General features: G+C 67.3%; 21 protein-coding genes. 16 read left to right on the forward strand and 5 right to left on the reverse strand.

What is annotated here, in order from left to right:
• Window positions 1-5: 5 nt before the first annotated feature.
• From cobN to cobJ, 5 genes are read left to right on the forward strand one after another with little or no spacing between them, the layout of a single operon-like run.
• Window positions 6-3287 carry a cobaltochelatase subunit CobN gene (gene cobN / locus WG908_RS15305; RefSeq protein WP_340187377.1) on the forward strand — a complete coding sequence of 1094 codons (3282 nt, stop codon included), beginning with the start codon at window positions 6-8 and terminating at the stop codon, window positions 3285-3287.
• Window positions 3284-4414 (forward strand): precorrin-3B synthase, encoded by a 1131-nt coding sequence (gene cobG / locus WG908_RS15310; protein WP_340187378.1) that lies wholly within the window; start codon window positions 3284-3286, stop codon window positions 4412-4414. Before cobN ends, cobG begins: the two co-directional genes overlap by 4 nt.
• Window positions 4414-5043: a precorrin-8X methylmutase gene (locus WG908_RS15315; protein ID WP_340187379.1), complete on the forward strand. Its 630-nt coding sequence runs from the start codon at window positions 4414-4416 to the stop codon at window positions 5041-5043. The genes cobG and WG908_RS15315 overlap by 1 nt, the downstream gene beginning before the upstream one ends.
• Complete coding sequence (gene cobI / locus WG908_RS15320; RefSeq protein WP_445326732.1) at window positions 5040-5777, forward strand: precorrin-2 C(20)-methyltransferase; 738 nt, start codon at window positions 5040-5042, stop codon at window positions 5775-5777. Before WG908_RS15315 ends, cobI begins: the two co-directional genes overlap by 4 nt.
• Entirely contained in the window at window positions 5774-6526 is a 753-nt protein-coding gene (gene cobJ, locus WG908_RS15325) for a precorrin-3B C(17)-methyltransferase (protein ID WP_340187380.1), read from the forward strand. The genes cobI and cobJ overlap by 4 nt, the downstream gene beginning before the upstream one ends.
• Here cobJ and WG908_RS15330 read toward each other — a convergent pair.
• Window positions 6502-7251, reverse strand: coding sequence for a cobalt-precorrin-6A reductase (locus WG908_RS15330; protein ID WP_340187381.1), 750 nt, complete (start codon window positions 7249-7251; stop codon window positions 6502-6504). The genes cobJ and WG908_RS15330 overlap by 25 nt on opposite strands.
• Here WG908_RS15330 and cbiE point away from each other — a divergent pair.
• Genes cbiE through WG908_RS15385 form a run of 11 tightly spaced genes read left to right on the forward strand, consistent with a single transcriptional unit; the run spans window position 7250 to window position 15674 of the window.
• Complete coding sequence (gene cbiE, locus WG908_RS15335) at window positions 7250-8455, forward strand: precorrin-6y C5,15-methyltransferase (decarboxylating) subunit CbiE (RefSeq protein ID WP_340187382.1); 1206 nt, start codon at window positions 7250-7252, stop codon at window positions 8453-8455. The two genes, WG908_RS15330 and cbiE, sit on opposite strands and share 2 nt — an antisense overlap.
• Window positions 8452-8817 (forward strand): cobalamin biosynthesis protein, encoded by a 366-nt coding sequence (locus WG908_RS15340; RefSeq protein ID WP_340187383.1) that lies wholly within the window; start codon window positions 8452-8454, stop codon window positions 8815-8817. Before cbiE ends, WG908_RS15340 begins: the two co-directional genes overlap by 4 nt.
• A complete protein-coding gene (gene cobM / locus WG908_RS15345) occupies window positions 8814-9599 on the forward strand; it encodes a precorrin-4 C(11)-methyltransferase (RefSeq protein WP_340187384.1) in 786 nt (261 codons plus the stop codon). The genes WG908_RS15340 and cobM overlap by 4 nt, the downstream gene beginning before the upstream one ends.
• A complete protein-coding gene (locus WG908_RS15350) occupies window positions 9596-10906 on the forward strand; it encodes a cobyrinic acid a,c-diamide synthase CobB (protein ID WP_340187385.1) in 1311 nt (436 codons plus the stop codon). Before cobM ends, WG908_RS15350 begins: the two co-directional genes overlap by 4 nt.
• The gene (cobF, locus tag WG908_RS15355; RefSeq protein ID WP_340187386.1) at window positions 10903-11667 is read left to right on the forward strand and encodes a precorrin-6A synthase (deacetylating); all 765 of its coding nucleotides are present in this window, start codon (window positions 10903-10905) and stop codon (window positions 11665-11667) included. The genes WG908_RS15350 and cobF overlap by 4 nt, the downstream gene beginning before the upstream one ends.
• Complete coding sequence (cobO, locus tag WG908_RS15360) at window positions 11657-12283, forward strand: cob(I)yrinic acid a,c-diamide adenosyltransferase (RefSeq protein ID WP_340187387.1); 627 nt, start codon at window positions 11657-11659, stop codon at window positions 12281-12283. Before cobF ends, cobO begins: the two co-directional genes overlap by 11 nt.
• Entirely contained in the window at window positions 12280-12927 is a 648-nt protein-coding gene (gene bluB, locus WG908_RS15365; RefSeq protein WP_340187400.1) for a 5,6-dimethylbenzimidazole synthase, read from the forward strand. Before cobO ends, bluB begins: the two co-directional genes overlap by 4 nt.
• A 26-nt stretch (window positions 12928-12953) precedes the next feature.
• On the forward strand, window positions 12954-13361 hold the full coding sequence (locus WG908_RS15370; RefSeq protein ID WP_340187388.1) for a DUF1636 domain-containing protein: 408 nt from the start codon (window positions 12954-12956) through the stop codon (window positions 13359-13361).
• Entirely contained in the window at window positions 13358-14374 is a 1017-nt protein-coding gene (gene cobT / locus WG908_RS15375) for a nicotinate-nucleotide--dimethylbenzimidazole phosphoribosyltransferase (RefSeq protein WP_340187389.1), read from the forward strand. The genes WG908_RS15370 and cobT overlap by 4 nt, the downstream gene beginning before the upstream one ends.
• Entirely contained in the window at window positions 14371-14952 is a 582-nt protein-coding gene (locus WG908_RS15380; RefSeq protein ID WP_340187390.1) for a histidine phosphatase family protein, read from the forward strand. The genes cobT and WG908_RS15380 overlap by 4 nt, the downstream gene beginning before the upstream one ends.
• Window positions 14949-15674: an adenosylcobinamide-GDP ribazoletransferase gene (locus WG908_RS15385; protein ID WP_340187391.1), complete on the forward strand. Its 726-nt coding sequence runs from the start codon at window positions 14949-14951 to the stop codon at window positions 15672-15674. Before WG908_RS15380 ends, WG908_RS15385 begins: the two co-directional genes overlap by 4 nt.
• Before the next feature lie 69 nt (window positions 15675-15743).
• On the opposite strand, the gene mmsB is transcribed toward WG908_RS15385, so the two are convergent.
• The 4 genes from mmsB to WG908_RS15405 are packed head-to-tail and all read right to left on the reverse strand — an operon-like array spanning window position 15744 to window position 20409.
• Window positions 15744-16622 carry a 3-hydroxyisobutyrate dehydrogenase gene (gene mmsB / locus WG908_RS15390; protein WP_340187392.1) on the reverse strand — a complete coding sequence of 293 codons (879 nt, stop codon included), beginning with the start codon at window positions 16620-16622 and terminating at the stop codon, window positions 15744-15746.
• Entirely contained in the window at window positions 16619-17719 is a 1101-nt protein-coding gene (locus WG908_RS15395) for an enoyl-CoA hydratase/isomerase family protein (protein WP_340187393.1), read from the reverse strand. Before WG908_RS15395 ends, mmsB begins: the two co-directional genes overlap by 4 nt.
• Window positions 17716-18861: an acyl-CoA dehydrogenase family protein gene (locus WG908_RS15400; RefSeq protein ID WP_340187394.1), complete on the reverse strand. Its 1146-nt coding sequence runs from the start codon at window positions 18859-18861 to the stop codon at window positions 17716-17718. The genes WG908_RS15395 and WG908_RS15400 overlap by 4 nt, the downstream gene beginning before the upstream one ends.
• A gap of 48 nt (window positions 18862-18909) precedes the next feature.
• Window positions 18910-20409: a CoA-acylating methylmalonate-semialdehyde dehydrogenase gene (locus WG908_RS15405; protein WP_340187395.1), complete on the reverse strand. Its 1500-nt coding sequence runs from the start codon at window positions 20407-20409 to the stop codon at window positions 18910-18912.
• Window positions 20410-20434 lie beyond the last annotated feature (25 nt).

A 20434-nucleotide genomic window follows, 5' to 3' on the forward strand; every position in this document is an offset into this window, starting at 1 on the left:
GCGCGATGCACGTCATCTTCCGCGAAACCCACGGGATGGAGGAAACCGCCGTCCCGCAGGATCTGGGGCAGGCGCCTGCGGATCTGGTGGTCCTGTCCTTTTCGGACAGCGACCTTGGCGCGTTCGCGGCGGCATGGCGGAGCGCGCATGCAGCCGATAAGGACGTGCCTTCGCTGCGTCTCGCCAATCTTTCGGCGCTGACACATCCCTTGTCGGTCGACACTTATATCGATCGCACCCTGTCGGGTGCAAAGGCGATACTGATCCGGCTGATCGGCGGCAGGGCCTATTGGAGCTACGGCCTGCAACAGGTGGAGGCGCTCGCCCGCCAGCACCGGATCGCGCTGGCCGTCCTGCCCGCAGACGGGCGGTCCGACGCGCGACTTGACGCGGCATCGACCTTGCCGGCCCCGGTCCTGAGAGAACTGGCGCAGCTATGCGATATCGGCGGTGAGCGAGCGGCTCGCGCAGCTCTTGTCGCTCTGGCGCGGGCGGCGCTGCTGCTCGACACGCCGGTGCCAGCCAGCGAACCCTTGCCGGAAGCTGGCTACTGGCACCCCGATCATGGCGTGATTTCCCCGGACGCCTTCGCGCGCGACGCCGACCGACCGCTCGTGCTGCTGATATTCTATCGTTCGTACCTGGCCGCCGCAGACCTCGATCCCTTCATTGCCCTGCACGGCGCGTTCGAACGGTGGGGATATGAGATGCTCTCGATTTTCGTGTCGTCGCTCAAAGCGCCGGCGGTGCGGAGCCTGGTCGACCACTGGGTCCGCCGTCTGGCCCCGATTGCCATCGTCAACGCCACAGCCTTTTCAGCGCGCGGCGAGGGGAATGATACGCCGCTCGATGGCGCGGGCGTTCCCGTTTTTCAACTGGCGCTTGCAACATCGGGCCGCGCGGCCTGGGCCGGCGCAACGCGGGGGCTGTCGCCCGCCGACCTTGCGATGCATGTCGTATTGCCCGAACTGGACGGCCGGGTCTTCGCCGGGGTCGCCAGTTTCAAGGAGGCTGGGGAACGCGATCAAGCGCTGGAATTTTCCCGCAGCGTCCATCGCGCCGACCCTCACCGGATCGAGGCGATCGCAGCGCGCGTGGACGGATGGATCAGCCTCGCGCGAAAGCCTGTTGCGGAACGGCGCATCGCCTTCATCCTCTCCACCTATCCCGGCAAGGCCTATCAGATGGCGCATGCCGTGGGCCTAGACACCTTTGCCTCCACCGGGGCGATGCTGACGGATCTTGCCCAGGCGGGATATGCGATGGCCGCGCGCGCGGATTTGCCTGCGGCGCTCGGTCGAGACTTTATGCGCTGGCCGCTCGCCGACTATCGCAGGGCGCTGGGGACCTTGCCCGAAGGCTTGCGTGCCGATCTGGCCGCGGCCTGGGGCGAGCCGGACGGCGATCCGGCGGTAGAGGGCGATGCATTCCGCTTCCCCGCGCTTACGGCTGGGAATGCGCTGATCGCGTTGCAGCCCGAACGCGGTGACGGGACCAGCCGCGCCGACGATTATCACGATCTCTTGCGCTGTCCGCGCCATGCCTATGTCGCTTTCTATCTATGGCTGCGCGACCAGGGCATCGACGCATTGGTCCATGTCGGCGCGCACGGCACGCTGGAATGGCTGCCCGGCAAGGCAGTTGCCTTGTCCGACGCGTGCTGGCCCGAAGCGCTGGTGGGTGCCCTGCCGGTCATCTATCCCTTCATCGTCAACGATCCGGGCGAGGCGGCCCAGGCCAAGCGGCGCATCGGCGCGGTCACCATCGGCCATGTCCCTCCACCGTTGACGCAGACCGGCGCGGGCGCAGGTCTCGCTCGCATCGAGGCGCTGCTGGACGAATTTTCGAGTGCCGATGGGCTGGATCCGGCCCGCCGCGACCGGCTGCAACAGTCCATTCGCCAGGAAGCGGGCGCGCTGAGCCTGGAAGCCGAACTGGGCCTGGATGGCGCGACCACATTGGTCGAGGCGATCACGCGCATCGACCGCTTCGTATGCGACGTGAAGGCCAGCCAGTTCGGCGATGGACTGCATGTCTTTGGCCGGGGGGAGCATGGCGCGGGGGAGCGGGCCGGACTGCTCGCGGCGCTCGATGGGAAGCGTGTCGCACCTGGTCCTTCCGGGTCGCCTTATCGTGGGCGCAGCGACGTGCTGCCGACGGGACGCAACCTCTACGCCATCGATCCGCGCGCGGTGCCGAGCCGCGCCGCCCATGCGCAGGGCGTTTGCCTGGCGGAAGAATTGGTCCGGCGACATTTGCAGGATCATGGCGACTATCCCCGCGGCCTGATGGTCGACCTGTGGGGGTCGGCAACGATGCGTACGGCGGGCGAGGAGTTCGCCATGGCGATGCACCTGCTGGGTGCCAAGCCGCTATGGGACATGGAGACAGAGCGCGTCACGGGTATAGAGATCATTCCGCTCGCCCTGCTCGATCGACCGCGTATCGACGTGACCCTGCGCGTATCGGGACTGTTCCGCGATGCCTTTCCGGCATTGCCGGCGCTGTTCGGCCAGACGGTGCGGGCGCTTTGCGCGCGGGATGAAGCGGCGGACTGGAACCCCTTTGCCGGCAAGCCCGCTGCCCCTCGCGTCTATGGGCCGCGTCCAGGACGCTATGGCCTGCGCCTTGGCGACGCAACCGAAGTCTATACCGACGACGCCCGGAAGGCCGCGGGCGAAGCGTGGCTGGCGGCGTCCGACCACGCGCTCGACGGAAGCGGAGACGCGGGCGGAGGCATGGCCGACCCGCAAGGATTACGGCGGCGTGTGGAGCGGGCCGACGCCTTTGTCCATCTTCAGGACCTGCCCGAAACCGACCTGCTCCTCGCCGCCGACTATGCCACGCATGAGGCGGGCTTTGCCGCCGCCAAGGCGCTGGCCGGCGGTTCGATGGCGCTCTATCATCTCGACAATCGCGATCCGGTCCGGCCGGTCGCGCGCACCCTTGCCGAAGAGATCGCCCGCACCGTGCGCGCCCGCGCGGCGCATCCCGGCTGGATTGCCGGCATGATGCGCCACGGGTTTCGCGGAGCTGCCGAAATCGCGGCGACGCTCGACCATATGGGCCTGTTCGCGCATCTGTCGGGCAGCGTCCCTGCGCATCTGTTCGATCTGTATCACGATGCCACGCTGGGCGATGCAGATGTCCGCGCGTTCCTGAAACGCGAAAACCCCGGCGCGCTGGCAGCGATGGAAAGCCGCTTCGCCGCGCTGCACGCCGCCGGACTGTGGCAGACACGACGCAATTCCATCCTGGCCCGCCTGCCGATCGGGACAGGCGCATGAACGGCTTTGTCGTGAAGGGCTGGTGCCCTGATGCCTGGCGACCGATGCAGGCGGGCGATGGCCTCCTGGTCCGGGTGAAGCCACCGCTTGGGCGGCTGTCACGCGCGCAAGTGGCGGGTCTGTGCCAGGCGGCGGAGACACACGGCAATGGTTTGATCGACATGACCCGCCGCGCCAATATTCAACTTCGCGGCGTGCGTGAAAGCGACTGGCGGGCATTGCTGGACCGGCTGCTGGCGCTGGATTTGTTGGCCTCAGATCCCGCAAGCGAGAAACGGCGCAATATTCTGGTCGCGCCGGACTGGCGGGCCGGCGACGACAACCACCGCATCGCCTGTGAATTGCTGGACCGACTGGATGAACTGCCCGATCTGCCGGGCAAGGTGGGTTTTATCATCGATGCCGGGCAAACATGCGCGCTGCGCGGCGAGGGCGGCGACTTCCGCATCGAGCGCGGTCAGAATGGCGGCCTGATCCTGCGAGCCGATGGCCGCCCCGGCGGCGTCGCCGTCACCGCAGGCGGGGAAGTAGACGCGTTGATCGCGCTTGCGTGCTGGTTCCACGCGAGCGGGGGAGCCGGTGCAGGGCGCATGGCCCGGCACGTCATCGCCCTGCCCGCCTGGGCCGATGGCGATCGTGCGCCCGCGCCGCCTGGCTCGCGGATCGCGCCGGGTGCGCAGGATCTGGGTATGGCCTATGGCCTGCCGTTCGGCCAGGTCGCGGCGCGAACGCTGGCCGAGGCCATCGAAAGCCTGCCGATCACCGCGATGCGGATCACGCCATGGCGCGTGCTGCTTTTCGAAGGTGCGCCGGCCGCGCATCGGCACGGCCTGATCGACACGCCAGCCGATCCGCTGCTGCGGGCGGACGCCTGCCCTGGCGCGCCCTATTGTCCGCAGGCCTCGGTCGAAACCCGCAAACTCGCCCGCCGCCTTGCCCCGCACGTCGAGGGACGACTGCACGTCTCCGGTTGCGCCAAGGGCTGTGCCAGTCCGCGCCCCGCTGATGTGACGCTGACCGGCCGGGATGGCCTGTACGACCTTTGCCTGCACGCGCCCGCTGGCGGACCGCCCGTCCGGTCCGCCCTCGATGCGGCACAGATTCTTGCCCATTTCGGAGCCGCCTGATGCCCCATCTCTATGAAACCGACGGTTCGGCAATCTACCGCCAGTCCTTCGCCACGATCCGCGCCGAGGCGGACCTCGCGCGCTTTTGCGCCGACGAAGAGCCTGTGGCGGTGCGCATGATCCATGCCGCGGGGATGGTGGAACTGGCGGCGCATATCCGTTTTTCGGCCGGGTTTGCGGTGGCGGCGCGCGCGGCGCTGGCGGCAGGCGCGCCGATCCTGTGCGATGCCCGGATGGTGTCGGAAGGCATCACCCGCGCGCGATTGCCTGCCGGCAATGCCATCATCTGCACTTTGGGCGACGTTCGCGTGCCGGACATGGCACGAACGATGGGCAACACCCGTTCCGCCGCCGCGCTGGAATTGTGGCGACCGCACCTGGCCGGAGCCGTTGTCGCCATCGGCAATGCGCCGACCGCGCTGTTCCATCTGCTCAACATGCTGGAGGATACCGACTGCCCCCGCCCCGCCGCGATCATCGGCTGTCCGGTGGGGTTCGTGGGCGCGGTCGAATCCAAGGCCGCATTGTGGGCCGCGCCGCCGGTGCCCTGCTGCATCGTCGAAGGGCGCCTGGGCGGCAGCGCGATCGCGGTCGCGGCGGTCAACGCGCTGGCGAGCCGCACCGAATGAGCATGGCCTCCCCGTACGGAACCATCCATGGCGTCGGGCTCGGCCCCGGTGCGCCGGACCTTTTGAGCGTGCGCGCCGACCGACTGGTGCGCGAGGCGCGGCACGTCGCCTATTTCCGTAAGGCTGGGCGACCGGGGCAGGCACGCCGCATCGCCGATGGCATGTTGCGCGCCGACGTGGTCGAAATCGCGATGGAATATCCGGTAACGACCGAAATTCCACTGACTGACCCGCGCTACAATATGTGCCTGTCGGCCTTTTACGCGCAATGTACGGAGCGTTTGGCCGCGCTGGCGCGTGCTGGCGAGGACGTCGTCGTCCTGTGCGAGGGCGACCCGTTCTTCTATGGCTCGTTCATGCATCTCCATAGCCGGTTGACGGGCACGGTGCCGGTCGCGGTGGTGCCCGGCATCACCGGCATGGCCGGGGCATGGAACGCGACCGGCGTACCGATCACCTGGGGCGACGATGTGCTGACGGTGGCGATGGCGACGCTGCCCGAAGAGGAGCTGGTCCGGCGCATCCGCGACACCGATGCGCTGGTGGTGATGAAGATCGGGCGCAACCTGCCCAAGCTGCGCCGCGCTGTCGCGGCGGCGGGACGCGAAGAAGCGGCATGGCTGGTCGAACATGCGGCCATGCCGGATCAGCGCGTCACGCGTCTCATCGACGCGACGAGCGTGACGCCATATTTCTCGATTCTGCTGATCCACGGTGAGGGACGCCGACCATGAGCGAGGGATGGATCGCCATCGCCGGTCTGGGTCCGGGCGACGAGGCGCTGGTGACGCCGCAAGTCGTCGCCGCGCTGGCGCAGGCGAGCGACGTCGTGGGATATATACCCTATGTCGCTCGCATCGCCCCGCGCGAAGGATTGACCTTCCATCCATCGGACAACCGGGTGGAACTGGACCGCGCGGCACAGGCGCTGACAATGGCGGCGCAGGGACGGCGCGTGGTCGTGGTATCGTCGGGCGATCCCGGCGTGTTCGCGATGGCCGCCGCGCTGTTCGAGGCGCTGGAGGCCGGCCCGGCGCACTGGCGCGATCTCGACATTCAGGTGCTGCCCGGCATCACCGCGATGCTGGCCGCCAGCGCGCGGGCGGGCGCGCCGCTGGGCCATGATTTCTGCGCCATCAACCTGTCGGACAATCTCAAGCCCTGGCCCCTGATCGAAAAGCGGCTGCAGCTGGCGATGGAGGCGGATTTCGCCATGGCCTTCTACAATCCCCGGTCGAAGGCGAGACCGGAAGGCTTTGCCAGGGTGCTCGACCTGCTGCGCGCGGGCTGTGGCGACGATCGCCCGATCCTGTTCGCCCGCGCGGTGTCGACGCCGAACGAAGACTTGCGGATGGTGCCCTTGCGCGAGGCGCGCGCCGACATGGCCGACATGCGCACGATGGTGATCGTCGGATCCAGCCTGACGCGGATCATCGACCGGCCGGCCGGGCCGATACTCTACACGCCGCGATCGGCATCATGAGCGAGCCAGACGAGCACCTCTTCGGGGCGATAGACCTCTATCCGGTCGGCGGCAGGGGGGCGGTCTATCATCAACACCGGCAAGCCCAACTGACGCGCAGCGACCAACTTTGCGTCAGCGCCCGTGCCTCCCGCATTCTTGGCGATGACCAGATCGATGCCGTGCGCCTGCATCAGCTGTGCGTCGCCCCCGGCGGTAAAGGGTCCGCGATCGACGATCAGGCTGTGGCGGGGCAAAGCGGGGCGGCTATCGGGCGGATCTACGAAACGCAGCAGATAATGATGCTGCGGCTGCGCGGCGAAGGCGTCGACATGCATCCGGCCGAGCGCCAGCATCACCCGGCGCGCGGGGCCGGCCAGCGCCCCCACTGCCGCCGCGATGTTGGGGACATTGTTCCAGCGATCGCCGGTGGCGGGCCGCCATGGCGGGCGGGTCAGCGCGATATGCGGCACGGCAGCCAGTCGCGCCGCCGCGATCGCATGGGCGCTCATCTGCGCGGCGAAGGGATGGGTCGCATCCACCAGATGGGTGATGCGATGATCGCGCAGATAATCCGCCAGTCCGGCGACCCCGCCGAAGCCGCCGACACGCACCGGCACCGGTTGGGCGCGGGGATTGCCCGTGCGGCCCGCATAGCTGAGCGTCGCCGAAATGCCCCGTGCCGCGAGCAGGCGGGCGAGCGCGCTCGCTTCGGTGGTGCCGCCCAGCAGAAGGATGTTCGGCATGGCTGAGGCGGTGTCCAAACCATGGTTGACGATCATCGGCATCGGCGAGGACGGACCCGATGGCCTGTCCGCCGCGAGCCGGGCGGCGCTGGATCAGGCAGAGCTGGTCATCGGATCGGCCCGGCACCTGTCGCTGTTGCCCTCGTTTAGCTGTCGCACGATCGTCTGGCCAGTGCCCTTTGCCGACGGGATGGCGCGGTTGCGGGCGCATCGCGGCCAGCGCGTCGTGATGCTGGCGTCGGGCGATCCTTTCTGGTTCGGCGCGGGGACCAGCGTGACACGCCTGCTAGATCGCGCCGAATGGGTGGCGCATCCCGCGCCTTCGACCTTCGCGCTCGCCGCCGCGCGGCTGGGCTGGCCGCTGGACGACACTGCCTGCCTTGGCCTGCACGCCGCGCCGGTCGAACGGCTGCGCCCGCATCTCGCGCCGGGTCGCCGGGTGCTGGCGCTGGTGCGCGACGGCGCGGCGGTGGCTGCGATCGCCTGTTATCTGACAGGGATCGGGTTCGGGCGCTCGACGCTGCATGTGATGGAGGCGCTGGGCGGGCCGCGCGAGCGGGTTCGCCACGCGAGCGCCGACGCGATGGCCATGACCGACGTGGCGCATCCGGTCGCGGTCGGGATCGATTGCGCCGGAACGGGGCCATCCCTGCCTGTGGCCAGCGGGCTTGCCGACGACTGGTTCGCGTCGGACGGCCAGATCACCAAGCGGCCCATACGCGCGATCACCCTGTCGGCGCTGGCCCCCCGCGCGGGCGAGTTGTTGTGGGATATCGGCGCGGGATCGGGGTCGATCGCGATCGAATGGCTGCTGGCGCACCCCGCCAACCGCGCCATGGCGATCGAGGCGGACCCGGGGCGGGCCGATCGTGCGCGCGCCAATGCCGTTGCGCTGGGAGTGGGCCGGCTGGACATATTGACCGGTGTCGCGCCCGAAATCCTGCCCCCGGCCGCACCCGATGCCGTGTTCATCGGCGGCGGACTGTCCGATGCCCTGCTGGACGCGCTGTGGACGCGGCTGCCACAAGGAACGCGGCTGGTCGCCAATGCGGTGACGCTGGAATCCGAAGCGTTGCTCGCCTTGTGGCACGGCCGGAGGGGGGGCAGCCTGCTGCGCATCGAACTGGCCGATGCCGCGCCGCTCGGCCATCGCCACGGCTGGCGCGCGCGCTATCCGGTGGTGCAATGGAGCGTGACGCTATGATCGTTGCGGGGTTCGGCTTTCGCGCCGGCGCTGGGCCGGCTTCGCTGCGCGCGGCGTTCGCGCTGGCGCAGCAGGGACGACCGGCGGTCACGCATCTCGCGACGGCGCAGGACAAGAGGGCGGCGCTGGTCCCGCTGGCGCGGGCGCTGGGCCTGCCCCTGACGGGTATCGCGCCCGATGCGCTTGCCGCAATGCCTACTTCAACCCGCTCCGCCGCCAGCCTGCACGCGCGGGCCACCGGCAGCGTCGCGGAGGCTGCGGCGCTCGCGGCCGCCGGCGAAGGCGCGCAACTGCTCACGTCGCGCCATATCTCCCCCGATCGCATGGCGACCTGCGCCATCGCCCAAGGAAGCCTGACATGACCGTCCATTTCATTGGCGCCGGCCCCGGCGCGCCCGACCTTTTGACCCTGCGCGGGCGCGACCTGATCGCCGCCAGTCAGGTGTGCCTCTATGCCGGATCGCTGATCCCGACGGCCATTCTCGCCCACTGCCCGCCGGGCGCACGGATCGTCAACACAGCACCGATGGAACTGGATGACATCATTGCGGAAATCGCCGCCGCCCATGCCACGGGCCAGGACGTGGCGCGGCTGCACTCCGGCGACCTGTCGGTCTGGTCGGCGATGGGCGAACAGCTCCGCCAGCTGCGGGCGATGGCCATTCCCTTCACCGTCACGCCGGGCGTTCCCGCGTTCGCCGCCGCCGCAGCAGCGCTGGAAGCGGAACTGACCCTGCCCGAACTGGCCCAGTCCCTCGTACTGACTCGTACGCCGGGTCGGGCGAGCAGCATGCCGCCCGCCGAAAGCCTGACCAACTTCGCGGTCACCGGCGCGACACTCGCCATTCACCTATCGATCCATAATCTGGCGCAGGTGGTGGCGGACCTGGCCCCCGCTTATGGCGCGGACTGTCCCGTCGCGGTGGTGTGGCGCGCGAGCTGGCCCGAACAGCGGATCGTCCGCGCCACGCTCGGCACCATCGCGGACGCGGTGGCGGGCAGCATGGAGCGCACCGCCCTGATCCTCGTCGGCCGGGTGCTGGGCGCGCGGGATTTCGCGCAAAGCAGCCTCTACGCTCCCGGTTATGATCGTCGTTTCCGCCCGCAGGATGCCGCGTCTCCCTTTGCCGGAGCGTCGCAATGAGCATCCCCGGCCTGATGATTGCCGCTCCCGCGTCGGGGACGGGCAAGACCACGGTGATGCTGGGCCTGCTCCGCGCGTTGCGCGAAGACGGGCTAACTGTGCAACCGTTCAAGAGCGGCCCCGATTATATCGACCCCGCCTTTCATCGCGCCGCCTGCGGCCGGGCGTCATTCAATCTCGACAGCTGGGCAATGGAGCGTGATCTGGTCGACGCTATCGCCGCCGAAGCGACGGGCGCGGACATGGTGCTCGTCGAAGGATCGATGGGGCTTTTCGATGGCGTCGCCAGCCGGGGCGCAAGCGGCCATGGCGCCAGCGCCGAAATAGCGCGGCGGATGGGATGGCCGGTCATCTTGGTGGTCGACGTGTCAGGTCAGGCGCAATCCGCAGCCGCGACCGCGCTGGGGTTCAAAAGCCTTGACCCCGCGCTGCCCTTCGCCGGGGTGATTCTCAACCGCGTGGCCAGTCCGCGCCATGAACGGCTGGTGCGGCGGGGTATGGAGCAGGCGGGTATCACCGTGCTGGGCGCATTGCCAAGGCGCGGCGACCTGACGCTGCCCGAACGGCATCTCGGGCTGGTGCAGGCCGTGGAGCATCCCGACCTTGACCGCGCCATCGCCGATTATGCCGCCTTCCTGCGCGCCCATGCCGATCTGGCCGCGATCCGGGATGCGGCGCGGGCCGCTCATGCGCCTTCGGGCGGGATGCGCTTGCCTGTTCCCCCGGCGCAGCGGATCGCCATCGCCCGCGACGCCGCCTTTTCCTTTGTCTACCCCCATCTGCTGGAAGGCTGGCGGCGGGCGGGGGCGGACATCCTGCCCTTCTCGCCGCTGGCCGACGAAGCGCCCGCGCCTCAGGCCGATCTGGTGTGGCTGCCGGGCGGTTATCCCGAACTTCATGCCGGGACGATCGCTGCCGCCGGGACCTTCATGGCGGGCCTGCGCGATCACGCGCGGACACGGCCGGTGCATGGCGAATGCGGCGGCTATATGGTGCTGGGCGAGGCGTTGATCGACAAGGGCGGAGAGCGGCATGCGATGGCGGGCCTGCTCGGCATCGTTACCAGCCATGCGCAGCGCCGGATGCATCTTGGCTATCGTCATGCGGAACTGCTCGCACCCGTGGCCGGATTCGCCACGGGCACGCGATTGCGCGGCCATGAATTTCATTATTCGACCATTGTCGCGCAGCCGGATGCGCCGCTCGCGCAGGTGACCGATGCCGATGGTGCGGCGGTTCCCGAAACCGGGTCGCATCGCGGGCCGGTGACCGGCACCTATTTCCACATGATCGCGCCCGTCGCATGATCGACCTTCACCTGATCGGCATCGGCACGGGCAATGTCGATCATCTGACGGCGCAGGCGGTGGCGGCGATGAACGCCGCCGACCTCATCCTGCTGCCGCGCAAGGGCAGCGCCAAATCGGACCTGATCGACCTGCGCCGGGAGATATGCGCGCGGGTGCTGACCGCGCCGGTACGGGTGGTCGAATTCGACCTGCCGGTGCGCGGGGATGATGGCGGATATCTGGACGCGGTGCATAGCTGGCATGATGCCATCGCCGAAGCGTGGCGCGCGCAGATTGCGGCGCACCTGCCCAATGGCGGGCGGCTCGCCCTGCTCGTCTGGGGTGATCCCTCGCTCTACGACAGCAGCCTGCGGATCGCGCGGCGGTTGCGCGGGGCGGGGCCGGAACTCGCCGTCACGCTGGTGCCGGGCATCACCAGTATCCAGGCGCTGACCGCCGCCCACGCGATACCGCTCAACCCGCTGGCCGGGCCGGTGACGATCACCACCGGGCGGATGCTGCGCGCGCATGGCTGGCCGCAGGGCGCGGACAGCATTGTCGTCATGCTCGATGGCGGCTGCGCGTTCGAGGTGCTGGAGCCGGACGGCGTGACCATCTGGTGGGGCGCCTATCTCGCCATGGCGCACGAGGCGCTGGAACAGGGGCCGCTGGCCGTGGCGGGCCCGCGTATCGCCCTTCGCCGCGCCGAACTGCGCGCCCGTCATGGCTGGATCATGGACATCTACCTCATGCGCAAGGAGAGACGCAATGGACGCTGACAGCAATGTGCAGGCGGAACCGGGCGATGCCCGTCACGCCGAAAAGATGCGCAAGAAGCAGGCGGCGCAGGCCAGGATCATGGCCAACAAGACCCGCGAGCAGGGGCTGCTGATCGTCCACACCGGCAAGGGCAAGGGCAAGACCAGCGCCGCGCTCGGCATGGTCGTGCGCGCCATCGGCCATGGCATGAAGGTGGGCGTCGTTCAATTCGTCAAGGGCGCGATGCACACCGGCGAAAAGGCGGTGTTCGACGCTTTCCCCGACAATGTCGAATTCAAGCCGATGGGCGAGGGTTTCACCTGGGACACGCAAGATCGTTCGCGCGACATCGCGGCGGCGCGGGCGGCGTGGGACGAGGTCAAGCGGATGATCGCTGATCCCGGCTATCATATGGTGCTGGCCGACGAGTTGAACATCGTCCTGCGCTATGACTATCTGCCGGTTGACGAGGTGGTGGCAGTGCTGACCGCGCGCGACGCGATGAAGCATGTCATCGTCACCGGCCGCAACGCGCCCGACGCGCTGATCGAGGCGGCCGACCTCGTCACCGACATGACGATGGTGAAGCATCCGTTCCGTTCAGGGGTCAAGGCGCAAAAGGGGATCGAATTCTGAGCGAGGCCCCGCCCCTGTTCGACACGGCCTTTGCGGAGGGCTTCACGCAATTGTTGCGCTGGCGTCGCGATGTCAGGCATTTTGATCGCCGTCCGGTAGCGGAAGATGAACTGCACGCGCTGCTCGCCTGCGCCTGTTCCGCGCCGTCGGTCGGCAACGCACAGCCCTGGCGCTTCGTGCGCCTGCGAACCCCCGCCATACGCGACACGCTCGCCTGCCATGTCGATGCGCAAAATGCGCGCGCGGCGGAACATTATGCCGGACAGGCCCGGTACGATCACTATGTCTCGCTCAAGCTGCACGGATTGCGCGAAGCGCCCGAACTGCTGGCGGTGTTCTGTAACGAACAGCCCCTGGCCGGCCATGGCCTCGGCATCGCCACCATGCCTGAAACGCTGCGCTATTCCTGCGTCCTGGCGGTCCACACGCTTTGGCTGGCGGCGCGGGTGCGCGGCATCGGTATCGGTTGGGTGTCGATTCTGGAGCCCAAGGTCGTTCAGGCCATGTTGAACGTGCCCGCCCATTGGTCGCTGATCGCGCTGCTGTGCATCGGCTACCCCGCCCAGGACAGCGACACGCCCGAGCTGGAACAACATGGTTGGCAGTCCCGCGAATCGCTGAACGACCGGCTGTTCGAACGATGAACCCCTATCGAATGACAGGAAGATCAATGCTGAAAAAAGTTGAAGATGGCGCCGCTATCGTAGCCTGCAACACCTGCCGCCATAGCGTGGATGAGCGGGAAGATGCCGGCGGGGCGCGCGGTGGCGCACGGATGGTAGCGGCGTTGCGCGCTGTTCAGCAGGGCGATGCGCGCTATGCCGGAATCGCTGTGCAGGAAATGCCGTGCCTGTTCGCATGCTCCGACTTTTGCACCGTTCACCTCCGCGCGCCGGGCAAGGTCGGCTATGTGCTGGGTCGATTCACGCCGGACGAAGAGGCGGCCGCCGCCATCCTCGATTATGCGGTCCACTATGCGGCGAGCGAACATGGCCGGGTGCCGTTCAAGCAATGGCCGCAAGGGGTAAAAGGCCATTTCATCACCCGCACCCCGCCGCCCGGCTATGTCGCCGAATGAGCGGGTTCAGCTCCCCTGCCGCTTTTGAAGCGGCGCTTGGAAGCCTATCCATGGCCGATGCGGATGCCATCGCCGCCGCGCGTACGCGGCAGGCCAGCCTGACCAAGCCTGCGGGATCGTTGGGGCGGCTTGAAGACATAGCGGTGTTTCTGGCCGGATGGCAGGGCACGCCCCAGCCCAAGATCGACCATGGCCGCGCGGCGATATTCGCGGGCAATCATGGCTTCGTCGTTCATGGCGTCAGCGCCTTTCCCGCCAGCGTCACTGCCGCCATGGTCCGCAATTTCAAAGCCGGAGGCGCGGCAATCAACGCGCTGGCAGCGGCAGCAGGGCTCGACCTTGAGGTGATCGCACTCGATCTCGATCGCCCCACGGCGGATTTCACCATCGCGCCGGCCATGGACGAGGCGGCATGCCTGTCCGCGCTGGCCGCGGGCGCTGCGGTGGTCAGGCCGGGACTTGACCTGCTGGTCGTGGGTGAAATGGGCATCGGCAATTCGACCGCCGCCGCTGCCCTCTGCGCCCACAGCTATGGTGGCGCGCCCGCCCTATGGGTGGGACCTGGCACAGGCGTGGATGCAGACGGCATTGCCCGCAAGTTGGCGGTGATCGAACGGGCGCTGGCCTTTCACGATGACGCGCCTCGCGGCCCGTTCGAAACCCTTCGCCGCCTGGGCGGGCGGGAAATCGCGGCGATCGCCGGAGCAGTCTTGGAAGCGCGTCGACATCGCGTGCCGGTGGTGCTCGACGGCTTCATCAGTTGCGCCGCCGTCGCCCCGCTGGCCATTGCGGCCCCCGGCATCGTCGATCACTGCCTCGCGGGTCATTGTTCCGCCGAGCCGGGGCATGTCCGCCTGCTGGCGCATCTGGGGCTAGACCCCCTTCTTTCCCTGGGCATGAGATTGGGCGAAGGCAGCGGCGCGGCCGTGGCCGTCTGCGTCATCCGGGCGGCGCTGGCCACGCACAGCGGCATGGCGACATTTGCCCAAGCCGGGGTGGCGGACGGCCTGTGAACGGCTTTGCGCTCCATCTTCTGCGGCATGGGGAGCCGGAAGGCGCCGGCCGGCTGATCGGCCGCACCGATGCCCGGCCCACGGCGGCGGGGATCGCCGCTTGCGTCGACCGGACGCGCAATATTGCGTCCGAGGCGCTCATTTCTTCCGATTTGTCACGCGCGCGATTGGCGGGCGATGCGATCAGCCTTGCGACCGGCATGCCGTTGTCCATCGACCCGCGCTGGCGCGAGCTGGATTTTGGCGCATGGGAGGGAATGGCACCCGGAGATGTCACAGGCGCGGCTTTGTCGCGCTTCTGGGACGACCCCGACGATCATCCGCCGCCGGAAGGAGAATGCTGGTCGGCGCTGGTAGACCGCGTGACGCTTGCCCTGAACGATCTGACGGCGCGGCCGACGCTGATCGTCACTCATGCCGGCGCGATGCGCGCGGCGCTCGCGGTGCTGTGCGGCTTCGATACGCGCCAGACCTGGGCGATCGACCTGCCCTACAGCTGCCTGCTGTCGCTGCGCGTCTGGCCGAGCGAGGAAGCTGGCCGGCGAACCGCAGCGCAGATTACAGGACTGTATCCGTGAAGGGCTTCATCATCGCCCTGCAATTCCTGACGCGCCTGCCAGCGCCCGCGATCGTCGTGAACGATGCCGCCTTCGCGCGGTCGATGCGCTGGTTTCCTGCCGTAGGCCTGGTGATAGGGGCGTTGGTCGCGAGCGCCGCATGGGCGGGGGCCATGATCGGCTCCTCGATAGGCGCGATGGCCGCGCTGGTTGCTTGGGTGGGCGTGACCGGCGCCCTGCATCTGGATGGGCTGTCCGACCTTGCCGATGCCAGCGGAGCGGCGCACAAGACCAAGGGAGATGAGCGGGAACGGCTGCTGGCCGTTCTGGCCGACCCCCATGTCGGCAGCTTCGGCGTCGTCGCGATTGTCCTTCAGCTTCTGGGCAAGCTGGTGCTGCTGCACATGCTGGTCGATGCAGGCGCTTTCATCCCGCTCATTCTTGTGCCTTTCGCCGCCCGGATCGGACCACTTGCCTGGGCTTGGCGGATCAAACCATTGCACCGGGGATTGGCCGCCAAGTTCGGGTCGGGGATTGGCCCGATCACGCTGATGATATGGGCCGCCATGCTGGCTGTGGGCGCGTGGCTCTATCCCCCGTTCCTGGTCACGCCATTGCTGATTTTGTGGTGGGGCTGGTATGTCCGCCGGACGATGGGCGGGATATCCGGCGACAGCCATGGCGCAGGCATCGAACTGATCGAAACCGCGCTGCTGCTGACATTGGTGATCCACGCGGCATGAAAGGCGCGCTCTTCCATGCCGTTGGTGGCGGATGCCGACGCCAGCGTGAGGACGTCTTAGCGGTATATATTAACCCAGCATCTTGATGATCGCGGAGAAATCGCGACCACCCTGACCCGAGTTGGCAAAGGCCTGGTACAGTGCTTCGGCGGCATTGCCCATGGGTATGCTCGCATCGACCGATTGCGCGGCCTGGACGGCAAGTTTCAAGTCCTTGAGCATCAGCGCGGCGGCAAAGCCACCCTGATAATCATTGTCAGCGGGCGTGGTCGGGCCGATGCCGGGCAACGGGCAATAGCTGGTCATCGACCAGCTATTGCCCGAAGAGACGCTGGCAATGTCATAAAAAGTTTGTGGGTCAAGGCCCAGCTTTTGCGCCATGGCAAAGGCTTCGCAGGTCGCGATCATCGTCGCGCCCAGCAGCATGTTGTTGCAGATTTTCGCGCTCTGGCCCGCGCCCGCGCCGCCGGCATGGATCACCGCCTTGCCCATCGCCGACAGGATCGGCGTTGCCCGTTCGAACGCCGTGTCGCTTCCGCCCACCATGAAGGTGAGCGTGCCGCCCCCCGCCGCCGCGATGCCGCCCGACACCGGCGCGTCGACCATGTCGAAGCCCCTGGCGGCTGCGGCCTCATGGACCCGACGCGCCGTGGCGACGTCTATGGTCGAACAATCGAGCAACAGCGCGCCTTTCGCCGCGGCGGCAAAGACGTCGCCTGTATAAACGGCCTCGACATGCCCGCCCGCCGGCAGCATCGTGACCACGGCGTCAGCCCCGCTGACCGCATCCGCGGTACTGGCGGCACGCAGACAGCCAGCGGCCTCAGCCTTGGCCAGCGCGTCTTCCGACAGGTCGAAGGCGCGCACCGCATACCCGTTCCTGACGAGATTGCCGGCCATGCCGCCGCCCATATTGCCCAGCCCGATGATGGCGATCATAGCGGTCATCCTCTCTCTCCCAATTCGGGTAACGGCGTCCATTCCTGCTCCGGCGGCAGGGGCGCGAAAAGCGACTGGATCAGCTCGTCCGTCACATTTCCGGCGCTCGCCGGGTTCCATCGCGGCGCATTGTCCTTGTCGAAAATCAGGGCGCGCACGCCCTCGACGAAATCGGGTCGGCGGATGACATGGCGGGCGATGCGATATTCGTTGCGCATATTGTCGGCGAAATCGGCGATGCGTGCGCCCTCGGCGAGCTGGCGCAGGGCGACCTTCACCGTCTGCGGCGATTTGGGGGCGAGCAGGGCAAGCTGCTTTTGCGCCCACTCCGCGCCATCGGTACGCAGCGCGGCCAGAATATCCTCATACCGCTCGGATGCGAACAGCCGGTCGATGTCACCGCGCAGTGCATTCAGCTTGGCTGGCGGCGGACGAGTCCGGCCTGCATCGAGGATCTCGGAAAGACGGCCGGGGTCAGCGATGATTTGCGCCTTCACGCCGTCCAGCCGGTCGCTAGCCATATAATGCGTCGCCATCCCGATCGACAGCGCATCCGCGCCGTCGATCCGCGCACCCGTCACGGCGAGCCATGCACCCACACGGCCCGGCAGGCGCGGCAGGAACCAGCCACCCCCCACATCAGGAAACAGGCCGATCCCGGTTTCGGGCATGGCGAGCAGCGTCCGTTCCGTCGCGATGCGGTAGCGCGAGGGCGCGGCGATACCCACGCCGCCACCCATCGTGATTCCGTCCATGAAGGTGACGACCGGCTTATTGTAAACGAACAGCAGGTGATTCATCCGATATTCGTCGAAGAAGAAGCGGTCCGCCTCGACGCAATCGACCTTCGCGCTTTGCGCGATCATCGCGATGTCGCCGCCCGCGCAAAATCCGCGCGACAGTTTCGGGTCGCCATCCGGCGCCGGCGCATGGTCGATCATCACCGCGACGACCGCATCGTCGCCGCGCCATGCCAGCAGCGCCTGCGTGATGATATCCACCATGCCGGGATTGAGCGCATGGATCGCCTTGGGCCGGTTCAGCCTGATACGGCCGACGCGGCCTTCGACAGACGTCAGTACCTGCGCGGCCTGGATGCCGTTCATGGCCGCACCAGCTCGCGGCCGATGATCATCCGCATCACCTGATTGGTGCCCTCGAGGATCGAATGGACGCGCAGGTCCCGCCAGAAGCGTTCGATCGGATAGTCCATCAGATAGCCGTAGCCGCCATGCAATTGCAGCGCCCGGTCGACCACCGCCGATCCGGTGTCGGTCGCAAACCGCTTGGCCATGGCAGCGAAGCGGGTCTTGTCCGGCGCATTTTCGGTCACCTTGACGGCAGCGGCATAGAGCAGCGTCCGCGCCGCCTGAAGCTCGGTTTCCATATCGGCCAGCGTGAACTGCGTATTCTGAAAATCGGCAATGGCCTGGCCGAATTGCTTGCGGTCTTTGGTATAGCCGATCGCCTCGTCGAGGCAACGCTGCGCCCCGCCCAGCGAGCAGGCACCGATATTGAGCCGTCCGCCGTCCAGCCCCATCATCGCGATCCGAAAACCCTCGCCCTCGCCGCCGACCAGATTGTCGAGCGGCACGCGCACGCCGTCGAAATTGACCTGTGCGGTCGGTTGCGCGTGCCAGCCCAGCTTCCGCTCGTTGGCGCCGAAGCTGACGCCTTCCATCCCCTTTTCGATCACGAGGCAGGAAATGCCCTTCGCGCCCTCCTCGCCCGTGCGGACCATCACGACATAGATTTCATTCTCGCCGCCGCCGGAAATGAATTGTTTCGATCCGGTCACGACATAATGATCGCCGTCACGCACCGCGCGGGTTTTGAGCGCCGCCGCGTCGGACCCCGATCCCGCTTCGGTCAGACAATAGCTGCCCAGCCGGTCCATCGCGATCATCGAGGGCAGATATGTGTCCTTCACCACCTGCCCGCCGAAGCGATCGATCATCCACGCGGCCATATTGTGGATCGAGATGAACGCGCTGGTGGCGGGGCAGCCATAGGCCATGGCTTCCATGATCAGCGCCGATTCCAGCCGTCCGAGGCCGATACCCCCGGATGCTTCGGATACGTAGATCGACCCGAAGCCAAGCTCCGCCGCCGCCCGGATCGTGTCGCGAGGGAAGATGTGCTTTTCGTCCCATTCCGCCGCATGCGGGGTTATCGCATCTGCCGTAAAACGCCGCGCCAGTTCCTGAATCTCGCGCTGGTCGTCATTGAGGTCGAACTGGCCGCTCATCTATGCTTTGTCCGTTCCGGGTTGAGGTGAGGTGATAATAGTGACCTATCACCCCATGGTCGGAATGACGAAGGCGTTACTGCCATCGGCGCTGCCGTCGGGCCAGCGCTGGGTGACCGTCTTGACCTTGGTCCAGAATTTGACGCCTTCCATGCCGTGCTGGTTGGTGTCGCCAAAGGCGGACCGCTTCCAGCCGCCGAACGTATGATAGGCGACCGGCACCGGGATCGGCACGTTGATGCCGACCATGCCGACATCGACGCGCGAGGCGAATTCGCGCGCGGCATAGCCGTTGCGGGTGAAGATCGCGACGCCATTGCCATATTGATGCTGGCTGGGCAGCGCGAGCGCCTCTTCGAAGCTGTCGGCGCGGACGATTTGCAGGACGGGCCCGAAAATCTCTTGCTTGTAGGCTTCCATGCTCGACTTGACGTGATCGAACAGGGTCGGGCCGACGAAAAAGCCGTCCTCATGCCCCTGGAGCGTGAAGCCGCGCCCATCGATCACCAGTTCCGCGCCTTCCTCGACGCCCTTGCTGATCCACGCCTCGACCTTCGCCTTGTGCGCGGCGGTCACCACCGGGCCGTAATGCGCCTCGCTGTCGGTCGAAATGCCGACGCGCAGCGCGTTGATCGCCGGGATCAACTTTTCGCGCAGCGCGATCGCGGTCTTTTCGCCCACCGGCGTCACGACCGGCAACGCCATGCAGCGTTCGCCGGCGGAGCCGAAGGCCGCGCCGGACAGGTCGTTCACCACCTGATCGAGATCGGCATCGGGCAGGACGATGCCGTGATTCTTGGCCCCGCCCATCGCCTGCACGCGCTTGCCGGCATCGACGCCGCGCCTGTAGACATAATGGGCGATGTCGGAAGAGCCGACGAAGCTGACCGCCTTGATATCGGGATGGTCGAGGATCGCGTCGACCATTTCCTTGTCGCCCTGCACGACTTGCAAAATGCCGTCGGGAAGGCCGGCTTCACTGAACAGTTCCGCCAGGCGCACCGGCACCGAAGGATCGCGCTCGGATGGCTTGAGGATGAAGGCGTTGCCGGTCGCGATCGCGACGCCCGACATCCACAGCGGGATCATGCCGGGGAAGTTGAACGGCGTGATGCCGGCACCGATGCCGAGCGGCTGGCGAAAGGAATAGACGTCGATGCCCGGCCCGGCGCCCTGCGTATATTCGCCCTTGAGCACATGGGGGATGCCGCAGCAAAATTCGATGACTTCCAGACCGCGCTGAATGTCGCCCCTGGCGTCGGCGATGACCTTGCCATGTTCGGACGACAGCAGATGCGCCAGTTCGTCCATATTCCTTTCGACCAGCGCCTTGAAGGTAAACATGACGCGCGCCCGCCGCTGCGGATTGGTGGCGGCCCATGCCGGCTGTGCCTGCCTGGCCGCCGCGACTACGAGATCGAGCAGGGCCGCATCGCCGAGCGCGACCCGCGCCTGAACGCCGCCATTGTTGGGATCGAACACATCGCCGTACCGGCTGGCGGCGGATGCCTTCACGCTCGCTGCGAGCCTATGGCCAATGTCGCGCATGGACTTGCATCCTCTTCCTAAAATA

It is taken from the genome of Sphingobium anseongense, from assembly GCF_037725245.1.
Lineage (GTDB): Bacteria > Pseudomonadota > Alphaproteobacteria > Sphingomonadales > Sphingomonadaceae > Sphingobium.